This is a genomic window from Leptospira idonii (assembly GCF_004770995.1).
Classification (GTDB): domain Bacteria; phylum Spirochaetota; class Leptospiria; order Leptospirales; family Leptospiraceae; genus Leptospira_A; species Leptospira_A idonii.
Genome location: NZ_RQHW01000082.1, coordinates 21,739 through 29,859, shown reverse-complemented (window position 1 = coordinate 29,859; position 8,121 = coordinate 21,739). Strand labels below are relative to the sequence as shown.

The following is an 8,121-nucleotide window of genomic DNA, read 5'->3' as shown; positions in this document are numbered from 1 at the left end:
TCGTCTTCTTCTTCAGATTCTTCTTCTTCTTCTTCTTCTTCTTATTCTTCTTCTTCTGATTCTTCTTCTTCAGATTCTTCTTCTTCGGATTCTTCTTCTTCTGATTCTTCTTCTTCAGATTCCTCTTCTTCAGATTCCTCTTCTTCAGATTCCTCTTCTTCGGAGGCAAATAGTTGCAGATCGATTGTATAATTTAAAAATAATGCGTTAGGATCCAATTGATCCCCAAAATTCTCTGATTGATTGTCCATTGATTTCTCCGGTTTATCCCAATGATGTTACGATTTCGTCATTTTTTAAGCATTCGCCCCCAAGCCAGAGGGCTGCAAATGCACCATCTAATTTTATGTTAGAATCAATTGTCATTAATTTATTTTAACATTCCGAATTTTCCGAATGAGACATAATTTTCAGCGAGAATGGGACGGGCTTCTTTAGGGAAAGACAACCTCTTACGGTCGAAGTTCGTTTTTCCTTGCGCACAATTCGTACTTTTTCGCTTCTATCCAAAAATCGAAATTTATAAAATAGATAGAACAGTCTTTCACAATGCTCGAAAATTTTTTCATTATACCTCTCTTTGCTGTTTTCGCTAATTTAGGATGTGTTTTGCTCAATATAGGCAGGGATCATCCTTTCCACCGGCTGATGCTGGCGTTCTATTTCGTAGTAGCAATTTTCAATTTGAGCACGGTAATGCTTTGTCTTTCCCAAAACGAAGAACAAGCTTTGTTTTGGTGGAAATACTTTAATGCCGGTTCGTGGATGGCGCTTGCTCCTCTCGTAGTAGGAATGGTAGCTTTTGCCTCAGGGCGTAACATTTTCGTTCTGCCCACTCTGATCGCTTCCATCGCAGCAGGTTTGATCTTTTTAATGATCCAAATCAGTCCGCAAAGTTTCATCATCGGCTCCAAAATGAATTCTTTCGGAATGGGTCCTCTTCTCTCGAACCAAGGTGCCATAATAGGGGCTCTGCCCCAGTTGATCGGAATCGGAACGAGCATCTATATGCTTCTTCGTCCCGTTCAATGGAACGATTATTTCAAAAGAAAATTTTTCACAACTGCCGTGATCCTTTGGTGGATCTCCTTATTTGCCAATCTCATCACAACCAGCGGAGCCGACATTCCTCCTCTTCATCCGATTGCAGATGCGATCATTTCCGTCACTTTGGCGATCCATTTGAATCGAAAAAGTATCGGTGTCCCTGCTCCGATTTTGTTTCTATCGAATCTTTTGATTTCAGTCTCTTGCGGTATCGTCATAGGAACATTAGTCGGTCCGTATTGCCCCCATCTGCCTTCTTCTGAAATCTTTATCTTGGCGGTTTCTTCTCTTGTTTCTTGTGCAATGTTGACCTTCCTCAAACAAAGACAACAGTCCGCACTAGGAGACGACACGACTCCTCTGAGCATCAGTTTAAAGGAATTCGGACTTTCCAGACAAGAAATCCGCATCTGCGAATTGATCCAAGAAGGACACAGTAGATCTTTCATCCAGCTTGTACTGAACGTATCCAACGGAACGTTAAGAAATCATTTGAAGAATATTTACGGGAAAGTACTTCCCCCGAAGAAAGAGAAGGATACATCGAAAGATCAGCTCCAGCGCCTAACTATATTTTTAGCAAGGCATTCCGGAGGATCAAAAAATATAGATTAGGTTAATGAATCTTCACATACTCTTTGAGATAATGCATATAAAAAGGAGGTTCCGTATAAGCAAGGGAAATAACACAAGCGCATAAATAGTCCGAGTTTGTTGGATCAAAACCGGTCACCGCCTCATAGACACCGGTAGGAATCGGAAGCGATCCCTGGTATTGAAAGTCATTAGAGGAAGCGAGTCTGATCATTTCAGACGGATTCCAGACAGCTACATCCACCTGCAATTCTTCCGTAAGATTTAGAATGTTCATCTTCGCTTTCACTTCCACCAAAGAGCCGGAACGTTTTGTCTCAATGCAATGCCCTGTAGCACAATCTCCGAAATCCGCAGGCAAGTTCTTGGCAGTAGCGCATTTTCTAGGATGCCCGATTCGAATCTCTTCCGAAGAAATTCCGAAATCATTTTTTGCCACAACGATGATTTTATACATTCTATCCGCATCCACAAGGAAAGTGAATCCCCAAGGATACTGAGCGCTTCGAACGATATACCTCATCGAATGAATTACATTTCCATCCGAGGAAAGAGTCATATCTTCCTTCCCTAAGAAAGCGGTGATCGCAGTTGCGTTATAAACGGGCGTTTGAAAGGAGACCGCTTGTATCTGTAAAAGCCCCTTTATAGAATAAGGATCGTCCGCAGGATTCGCGTGATTTGTGATCAGTTTGAGGGGATTCATCTGAGGTACGTTCGTCGGTTCTCCAGGCAAAGGAGGTCCGCCAGAGGGAACAATCTGTATCGTATTTGAAATCAAAGAATCGTCTTCCGAACTTCCCAACTTAGGAACGGAGGAAGATGAGGACGAAATGTTCGATATAAGAAGCTCCAACAATCCCTTGTTTTCTTTCGGATCCCCTTCGCAGGAAAAGAAAAGAACCGACAGACAAATCAAAAGAATTCTTCCGGATCGATTGTTTCGTCCGCAACATACGGAAAGCGGTTTGCATGTGAATAGATTCATGAAATCTATTGTCGCAGTCAGCTCACTGTTTTGCCATATCCCCTATGTAACGAAAGTAAAAACAGCACCGTTACATTTGTCATGTTTCACAAAAAATCTAATGGAATTAGAACAAAAGCTAGTAGAATCAGAACTTTTTCGCTACTTCCGTCTTTCTATATTCGATGGGAGCTAAATCTGTAAATTGTTTGAATACTCGATTGAAATTCGTTCTGGAACCGAACCCGCATTGGAAAGCAATTTCCAGAAGATTCTTTTCCGGGGAATCTTTCAATAAACGACAAGCCTCCGTTACGCGATATTCGTTGATTAATAGGGAAAAGGAAGTGTTCATCTCCTTATTTAAAATCGCAGAAAGCTGATCCGGTCGAATTTTTAGCTTTTCCGAAACAGTCCCCAAACTTAGCTCTTCCTCCAAATAAGGTTTTTCCGAACGAAAATACACAACAAGATCTTCCAAAATTCGAGTGATGTCTAATCCCCTCATCCTTTTGGCACTAGAGTCTCCTTCCGTGGCTTCGGAAAATCGCATCAGCTCATTCACTTTTTCCTTCAACTGATCTCTTTCCCTTCTCAAATTGCGATAACGAACAATTTGAGAAACAACGATGGCAAACAGATCCGCAGGAAAAGCGAATAGATGGGAGTACAAAGTGAACGTGTTATAAGGAAGTAGCTTCATTACCATAAAAAAGGTGATGAAGTTAGCCGCCGCGATGACAAGCCAGGAAACTGTGAGATAAAGCACCCAAAAACGACGATACCTCAGACATTGAACCACACCTGCGATCATTAGAAGATTTCTAACGATCATAATCAAATTAGCGGCCTGCACTTTAGAACGATTTGAAAAAGGAAAAAATAGAAATATGCCTGCGATTCCCACTGCGAAGATAAATATATGAAATGCAAAATTTAACTTGGGAGAAAAATCTTTCAACTGTAGGTAACGAGTCAAAAAAAGAGAAAAGAAAATTTCAAATAACAATCCGAATACGAAGTGCATGTTGTTCTTACACCAAACCGAATCGGGCCAAAGAAGACGAGAAGCCTCCCCGGAAAAACAAAAAGCCCAAAGAAAAATCGATAAAACACCTACGCTTAAATAAATTTCCATCCATCCTCTGACGGAAGGATTGAAGCGAACCTGAAAAATCAAAAAAACAAGAAACAAAATAACGAAGATACAATGAATCACTGCAGTCAGATGTTTTTCCGCTCCGAATACTTCCGGGGGAAAAAGCCGTAAAACAAATGCAAGATGAACATCCGCTTGAATACGAATGTATAAAGTAGCCTTTTCTCTGGAAGGAAGTTCAAAAGCAAATGAGGGATAAGAAGTATCCGCATTCTCAGGGAGATGTCTGTAATCTCCTGCGGACAATGATTTTATTCCATTTTCAGTGACCAGAAAAAAGTCTACAAAGTCTAGGCGATTGTTCCTAAGAGTCACATGCCAATCGGAAATAGAACTTTCGTTCGAGAGAGGAATTCGGAGCCAAAACACATCGTCCGAAAAACCTCTATCAAAAACATTCTCCTCGTTTCGTTTCCATCCGGAAGTTGTTCGTTCTATTTCGGAGAGAGTTGCGGAAGGGTCTGCCGACAGATATTCCGTTTCAGGAGAAACATTTAGAACGGAAGAAATATCTTCCAAAATCACAAAACCATCGTTCTCCCGTACAATCTGTTCTGTATTACATTGAATCAAAAAAGCGGGAAAGAGAAGAAAAAGGAACCTAAGTTCCCACCGCACTTTTTTGAAGGATTCTTTCGAAAGAGAGAACTTATGATTTAGAAAAGAAATAAACATACGAAATCATTCGCTAAAATTAAATCCGACTAAAATAGGTATCTAAACCTCTGCAATTCGATTTTATCCGTTTTTTCTTACCAAATCATGATCCGGTACGACAGGAACATTTTCGCATATTACGATTCATCCAACCTGTTTTCTCAAAAGCCGACCAAGGCACTGACCAAAAGAGGGTTTCATTAAATTTAAGTTAGGCTCCACAGTGCATAGTAATCCATTCCAACTCTCTGCAAAGTTTCTCATTCTGGCATTCGCAACTCAACTCGCCTATTGTCACTGGACGGACGACACAAAAAATTACATAATGGTAACGCTTTTTGTCATTTTGACAGAAACGACAAATAAACAATCACCAGCACCGGAAGCACCTGTAGCTCCGACCACATCCACTTCCGCAAATACAGGAAGCCTGGATTGGGTTCGCCAATCAGGAGTAGCAGGTGCCAGCACTTATGGAAACGGAGTCGCAAGTGACAGTGCGGGGAATCTGTACGTTACGGGCTACACGGACGGCAGTTTGGACGGCCAAATCAAAACTACAGCAGGAGTGAACGAATTGTTCCTCACCAAATACGATTCGTCCGGAAACAAATTATGGACTAAACTTCTAGGCTCCTCCAGCGGAGGCACAATGGCCTATGCGATCGCAACGGACAGCTCCAATAACGTATACATAACGGGAACTACCAGCGGCAGCTTGGATGGACAAACTTGGTCGGGATCGATGGATCTATTCCTTGTGAAATACGACTCTACAGGGAGCAAACTGTGGACTCGCCAATTGGGAAACGGAAACACAACCGATGCAAGGGGAATCGCTATAGACGGTTTCGGAAATCCGTATGTGACAGGTTATACATTCAGCAGTTTGGACGGTCAGACATTAACAGGCGTAAGTGATCTATACGTTGTAAAGTATAATTCAAGCGGAAACAAACAGTGGACAAAACTTTTAGGAGTCGCTTCTAAATCCGTGAACTCAACAGCGATCACAAGTGACAGTCCTGGAAACGTATATGTTTCAGGCTTTACAAACGGTGCCGTAGATGGAGCCGTCACAGGGCTCAACGATTCCTTAGTGGTAAAATTCAATAGTTCCGGCACCAAACAATGGGCTCGTCAACTAGGAGTATCCGGCAAAAACACCTACGGATACGGAGTGGCGATCGATGCATCGGGAAATGTATACACAACAGGGTCCACCTACGGTTCTTTAGATGGGAATTCTTTGACAGGATTTGCCGACTTGTTTCTTATCAAATACGATACGAGTGGGAACAAACAATGGACGAAACTTCTGGGAATCGGATCCAACAAAAATACGGAAGGAAGAGCAGTCATCAGTGACAGTGCAGGAATTTTACATATCACAGGTTATACGAGCGGAAATCTGGACGGACAAACACTATCAGGAATCCAAGATCTAATCGCAGTGAAGTACGATGCAAGCGGAAACAAACAATGGACAAAACTTCTAGGCGCATCTACAAAACAAACCAACGGATATGGAATCGCAAGCGATAGCTCGGGAAATCTATATGCGACTGGAATCACAACCGGATCCTTATCTGATCAAACAGTATCGGGAACACAAGATTCTGTGGCCGTAAAACTCAAATGAATACTAACAAAATCTTGTGCCACAAAATGTATCCTACTACATTACGTACAATATATATTTATCGACAAAATAAACTATTTGATTTTGCGGATATAAAGTACCTTTTTTACTTCCGCCACTTGTTTTCCTTCTTCATCTATAATCTCGCAGCGAGTAGACCAATCCATCTTTTTTTTCTCATCCACTTCCTCTTTGATCTTTCGTAATTCTTCAGGAGGAATATGAAACACAGCCTTCACTAGACCCTTTCCAGGTCTTAAAAAATCAATGCTCGCACTTTTATCCCAAACAATATAACCTTCTCCTAAATTTTCGATAAGAAGAAACATAAAGAAAGGATCGCACATAGAATACAAAGAACCTCCGAAATGAGTTCCAACATAATTCGTATTCCTAAGAACAAGCTGCATGGAACTTTCCAAAGTATAAGGGTCGGTTCTTTTTACCTTAATATTGGCGCCCTCATAAGGACCGAATACGGAGAAAGCCTCCTCCATCCCGCAATGACCCTGCAAAAATTTCCACATAGGACTGACTTCGTAATTCAACCTGCTCATATAAAAACGCTCCTTTACCTTTCCGAAAACGGAAAAAGTAGAACAATGATTCTACCACCTCAATACGGTAGAACGATCTGTCTACCATTATTATCGCTTTTTAATTATGCCTTTGACAAAGAAATTCCATTTCTCAAAATGATCCGATGAAGCGAAATCGAACACAAACCCCGAATACGAAAGAAAAACTCCTTCAGGAAGCGCTCGATCTATTTTACAAACAGGGTTATCCGAATACGGGGATCAACCAACTGCTCGAAAATTCGGGAGTGTTTCGAAAAAGTTTTTATCTGCATTTTTCAGGAAAAGAAGAACTGGGAATCGAATATCTGAAAGTACAGGACAAAGAATACATCGGTTACATGAGAAATATGATGCGAAGATACCCGGATGCGAACGATTTTATTCCCGCATGGTGCAGAATCCTAATTCGTAAGATGAAAAACAAAGAATTCGTAGGATGCCCTTTCGCAAATTTCACATTACAGACATTAGGCCAATCCAAGCCCTTCGAAGATACGGTAAAAGAGATCATGCAGCGTTGGAAAAAAGAGATCTCCGTCTATTTCGAGAAAGCTTCCTACTCCGGAAAATCTTGGAAATCCAAAAACCCGGACGAACTTGCACTCAAATTTCTGGCCTGTTACCAAGGATGGGTGCAGCTTTCCATGACGATGGGAGACACCAAACTATTATTCCAGTTAAGCGACGAACTGGAACAACTAGTGGAACCCTATTACGCATAAGGGCGCCTCGCAATTCTTCACATAACATAAAACTTGCCGGTCACAGCGACCGAGAGCGTGAGACACGTTTCGTTTTATTTCCGCTGCGATCGCTGGCGCAAGTGGGTTTAATACAGAATACTAGAATCTAACCGTATAACTTTGCTGCGACACGAATCAAACTGGCAGCATTTTCTAATTTTAATTTCTCCAGAAGACTGGATCTGTGGCTTTCCACAGTCCGCACACTGATCTCTAAAACTTCAGCGATCTCACGATTCATTTTTCCTTTCGCAATCAACTGTAAAACTTCCTTTTCTCTTTTGGAAAGAATCTGAATCAGGGAAGCGGTATCGTCCCACTCTTCTCCGGGAAGAATGGAAAGAATCTCTTCCGGAAAAACTTTTTTGCCTTCCGTAATTTCTTTCAATGATTTTCGAATATAGTCGAAGTCCGCGGTTTTCGCTAAATATCCGTTAGCTCCCATAAGAAAGGCCTGTTTCACAATATCCCAGTCTTTCAGCATGGAATAAAAAACGGTTTTGGTTTCCGGTTGAATTTCCTTGATTTTGGAAAGGACAAAGAGTCCGTTGTTTACGGGAAGCATCATGTCAGAAATAAGAAGATCGATTTTTTCAGATGAAAAATGAGGCAATGCCTCTTCTGCGGAACCCGCCTCCCCTGCGAACCGGAACTCGGGAATTGTTTGAATCATTGACTGCATTCCCTTACGAATGGCAGGATGGTCATCAATCAAATAAAAACGAATCATA

Annotated in this window: 8 protein-coding genes; 3 read left to right on the top strand and 5 right to left on the bottom strand. The window is 41.5% G+C overall.

Annotation, left to right across the window (positions count from 1 at the left end):
• Positions 1–41: 41 nt before the first annotated feature.
• Positions 42–251 (bottom strand): hypothetical protein, encoded by a 210-nt coding sequence (locus tag EHS15_RS19195; RefSeq protein ID WP_167884292.1) that lies wholly within the window; start codon positions 249–251, stop codon positions 42–44.
• A 298-nt stretch (positions 252–549) separates the two neighbouring features.
• On the opposite strand from EHS15_RS19195, the gene EHS15_RS18965 reads away from it, so the two are divergent.
• Positions 550–1,662, top strand: coding sequence for a LuxR family transcriptional regulator (locus EHS15_RS18965; protein ID WP_135762173.1), 1,113 nt, complete (start codon positions 550–552; stop codon positions 1,660–1,662).
• Position 1,663: 1 nt separating this feature from the next.
• Here EHS15_RS18965 and EHS15_RS18960 read toward each other — a convergent pair whose 3' ends face one another.
• Both EHS15_RS18960 and EHS15_RS18955 read right to left on the bottom strand, forming a co-directional pair.
• Positions 1,664–2,629, bottom strand: a complete 966-nt coding sequence (locus tag EHS15_RS18960) for a hypothetical protein (protein WP_135762172.1) — start codon at positions 2,627–2,629, stop codon at positions 1,664–1,666.
• Between the two features lie 127 nt (positions 2,630–2,756).
• Entirely contained in the window at positions 2,757–4,442 is a 1,686-nt protein-coding gene (locus tag EHS15_RS18955) for a 7TM-DISM domain-containing protein (protein WP_135762171.1), read from the bottom strand.
• 205 nt (positions 4,443–4,647) lie between these two features.
• Between EHS15_RS18955 and EHS15_RS18950 the strand changes: the two genes are divergently transcribed.
• Complete coding sequence (locus tag EHS15_RS18950; RefSeq protein ID WP_210416381.1) at positions 4,648–6,066, top strand: SBBP repeat-containing protein; 1,419 nt, start codon at positions 4,648–4,650, stop codon at positions 6,064–6,066.
• Between the two features lie 74 nt (positions 6,067–6,140).
• On the opposite strand, the gene EHS15_RS18945 is transcribed toward EHS15_RS18950, so the two are convergent.
• Positions 6,141–6,623, bottom strand: coding sequence for a YiiD C-terminal domain-containing protein (locus tag EHS15_RS18945; protein ID WP_135762170.1), 483 nt, complete (start codon positions 6,621–6,623; stop codon positions 6,141–6,143).
• Positions 6,624–6,769: 146 nt separating this feature from the next.
• Here EHS15_RS18945 and EHS15_RS18940 point away from each other — a divergent pair, with 146 nt between their 5' ends.
• The gene (locus tag EHS15_RS18940) at positions 6,770–7,369 is read left to right on the top strand and encodes a TetR/AcrR family transcriptional regulator (RefSeq protein WP_135762169.1); all 600 of its coding nucleotides are present in this window, start codon (positions 6,770–6,772) and stop codon (positions 7,367–7,369) included.
• 127 nt (positions 7,370–7,496) lie between these two features.
• Here the strand turns inward: EHS15_RS18940 and EHS15_RS18935 are convergent, their stop codons facing one another.
• On the bottom strand, positions 7,497–8,120 hold the full coding sequence (locus EHS15_RS18935) for a response regulator (RefSeq protein ID WP_167884291.1): 624 nt from the start codon (positions 8,118–8,120) through the stop codon (positions 7,497–7,499).
• Position 8,121 lies beyond the last annotated feature (1 nt).